Raw genomic sequence first — 2,182 nt, 5'->3', positions numbered from 1 at the left:
GGGCCGCGCCGTCACGGGCCACCCGCAGATGGCCCTCGCCGTCCGGGACGGCCGCGATCCCGCCTGTCCCGCCACCCTGCGCTCCGCCGCTCCGCACCGGGCCGCCCAGTGACCCGCCGCCCGGTGATCCGTCCGCCGCCGTGGTGATCCGCAGTGCCGACTCACCGACCCGGAGCAGGGACCCGGGGGTCATACGGACCGGGGTGTCGCCGACGCCCGAGCCGTCCAGCGTCGTGCCGTTCGTCGAGCCGAGGTCGGTGACCGTCACCCGGCCGTCCTGCTCCACCGTCACCGTGCAGTGCATCCGTGAGACGTCCGGGTCGTCCAGCGGGACGTCCGCTTCGGCGGAGCGGCCGATGCGGATCTGCCCGCCGTGCAGCAGATGGACACCGCCCGCGTCCGGCCCGGCGACCACATGGAGCTGCGTGGCCGATCCGTCGCCCCGGTCGTCCTCGTCGGCCGGCACCTGGAGCGAGAGGACCGCGCCGTCCACCAGCGGGGGCTCGCCCAGCGCGGCGCGCTGCAGGTCGAGGCGGTGGCCGCCCGCGTACAGCACGACGCTCCCCGACCCCGGGCCATCCGGGCCCGCGGCCGCCGTGGCCAGCCCCGAGGCGACCGTGGCCAGCGCGGCCCCGGCGGGGGCGGTGACGAGCACGTCGCAGGAGCGCGTCTCGGACGCGGAACGGCCGCTGCGCGGCGCGAGGACGGTCAGCCGGATCTGCATAGCCGTCAGCGGTCCCTTCTGCGGAGGGTGCCTGGCAGGAGCCGCCCTGTGATCTCCCCCACCCGGCAGGTCGGCACGGATCCAGGGACTCCCGACCCCACAACGCCGTGCTGGAGGCATCCTCGCATCTGCCACTGACAACACGCCCGGCGGTCACCGCTAAGTGATCTTGAATGGTCGGCTCTGGACGTAAAAGTGCCTGGTTGGGATCACACCTGACCTGCCAGGAGGCGCCGGGGGGCGTACTGGGGCAACCGACGGAGCGGTCTTCGCGTCTTCCCTTCGAACATGTCGGGAAGATGGCCGGAATACGGCTGGAACCCGGCTGGAATCCGGTCGGAACCGGCTCCGGAACCTGATCCGGGCCACCGGCCGTCACACCGGCCGCACACAGCGGAAGCAGCTCCGGAAGATCGTCGGCCAGTGCCCCCGCGGGCGGCACTAGAGTGGGGCGGACATCCGGGCGGGGGGCCGGTGGACCAGGCAAGGGACGACGATCACAGGGAGCGCATGACGTGCGGCCCGTAGGCAGCAAGTACCTGCTCGAGGAGCCGCTGGGACGCGGCGCCACGGGCACCGTCTGGCGTGCCAGTCAGAGGGAGACCGCGGGCGCCGAGGCGGCCGTCGCGGGTCAGCCCGGCGAGACCGTGGCGATCAAGGTCCTCAAGGAGGAGCTGGCCGAAGACCCGGACGTGGTGATGCGGTTCCTGCGGGAGCGCTCCGTCCTGCTGCGGCTGACCCACCCCAACATCGTGCGGACCAGGGACCTCGTCGTCGAGGGCGATCTCCTCGCGCTCGTCATGGACCTGATCGACGGCCCGGACCTGCACCACTACCTCCGGGAGAACGGCCCGTTCAGCCCGGTCGCCGCCGCGCTGCTCACCGCCCAGATCGCCGACGCACTCGCCGCCAGCCATGCCGACGGCGTCGTCCACCGCGACCTCAAGCCCGCGAACGTCCTGGTCAAGCAGGACGCCGACGGCCAGATGCACCCGATGCTGACCGACTTCGGCATCGCCCGCCTCGCGGACTCGCCCGGCCTGACCCGTACCCACGAGTTCGTCGGCACGCCCGCCTATGTCGCACCGGAGTCGGCCGAGGGCCGCCCGCAGACCTCGGCGGTCGACATCTACGGCGCGGGCATCCTGCTGTACGAACTGGTCACCGGGCGGCCCCCGTTCGCGGGCGGCACGGCCCTGGAAGTCCTCCAGCGGCACCTCAACGAGGACCCGCGCAGGCCCACCACCGTCCCCGAGGCGCTGTGGACGGTCATAGAGCGCTGCCTCAGCAAGGACCCGGACCGCAGGCCCAGCGCCGAGAACCTGGCCCGCGGGCTGCGTACGGCGGCCGACGGGATCGGTGTCCACGCCACCCCCGCGCAGGTCGCCGCCGCGCTCGGGGTGGGTGCGCTGCTCGCACCGGACCCCGCGCCCGCCGAGGTGCCCGCGACGCCCGGTG

Annotated in this window: 2 protein-coding genes; one reads left to right on the top strand and one right to left on the bottom strand. The window is 73.5% G+C overall.

What is annotated here, in order from left to right; genetic code table 11:
* On the bottom strand, window positions 1-724 hold a 724-nt coding region (locus G3I19_RS36135), incomplete at its 3' end, for an FHA domain-containing protein (RefSeq protein WP_164267900.1).
* 515 nt (window positions 725-1,239) lie between these two features.
* Here G3I19_RS36135 and G3I19_RS36130 point away from each other — a divergent pair.
* Window positions 1,240-2,182 (top strand): serine/threonine-protein kinase (locus G3I19_RS36130; protein WP_164267899.1); only part of this gene is annotated, 943 nt, incomplete at its 3' end.

Source organism: Streptomyces sp. SID10853, from assembly GCF_010548145.1.
In the GTDB taxonomy this organism is placed as follows: Bacteria; Actinomycetota; Actinomycetes; order Streptomycetales; family Streptomycetaceae; genus Streptomyces.
The sequence above is the reverse complement of the archived record's forward strand: the minus strand, read 5'-3'. Positions and strand labels throughout refer to the sequence as shown.